Origin of the sequence: Micromonospora sp. M51 (assembly GCF_018070305.1) — a bacterium.
GTDB lineage: Bacteria > Actinomycetota > Actinomycetes > Mycobacteriales > Micromonosporaceae > Micromonospora > Micromonospora parva.
On sequence record NZ_JAGPXZ010001395.1, the window covers coordinates 1 to 635 of the forward strand.

Annotated in this window: 1 pseudogene; it reads right to left on the bottom strand. The window is 73.9% G+C overall.

Going from position 1 to position 635, the window contains the following annotated elements:
* Positions 1 to 499: pseudogene (locus KBX53_RS35045) on the bottom strand (sensor histidine kinase); the annotation flags it as partial.
* Positions 500 to 635 lie beyond the last annotated feature (136 nt).

Consider the following 635-nt stretch of genomic DNA (forward strand, 5'->3'; position numbering starts at 1 on the left):
CCATCGCGGCGAGCACCGGCGGCACCGGTCCGACCGCACCGGCGAAGGCATCCGCCGGAATGTGGTCGATCATCACCGCGTAGTAGACCCCGAGCCAGGCGAACATCGTGGCGATCACCCCGACTCGCAGTCGGCGCGACAGCTGGCGGTCCTGCCCCCAGGCGCCGACGGTGTAGATGGCGCAGAACAGGGCCCAGGGGGAGAACTGCGTCTCGGGTGCCGATCGTGCCTGCGCGGCGATGAACATCACCGCGACGACCAGCAGGGTGGCGGCCGGCCACCGTCGTCGCCAGATCAGCGGCAGGGTCACCGCGACGGTCCAGAACAGTTGCTCCGGCCCGGACGGCGGCGGGCCCAGCAGGAACGCCCCGGTGCTGCGGGCCAGGGTGAGGCTCACCAGGGCCAGCCCGGTCATCCCCAACCCGAGCCACAGGTCGTTGCGGCGCTGCTCGGCCGTTGGACCGGGGCGGTGCCATTCCCCCTGCGGTGCGGCGGTCATCCGAGAACGATGCCACGTGCCCGCCCGGGCGGGGTCGGCGGGCGGGTCACTGCCGGCCAACGGGCGGGCGGCGCGGCGCGGGGTACGCGCCTGGCCGCCGTCTGAGGGTGTCGCTCACGCCGTCTGGCGTCGGGTC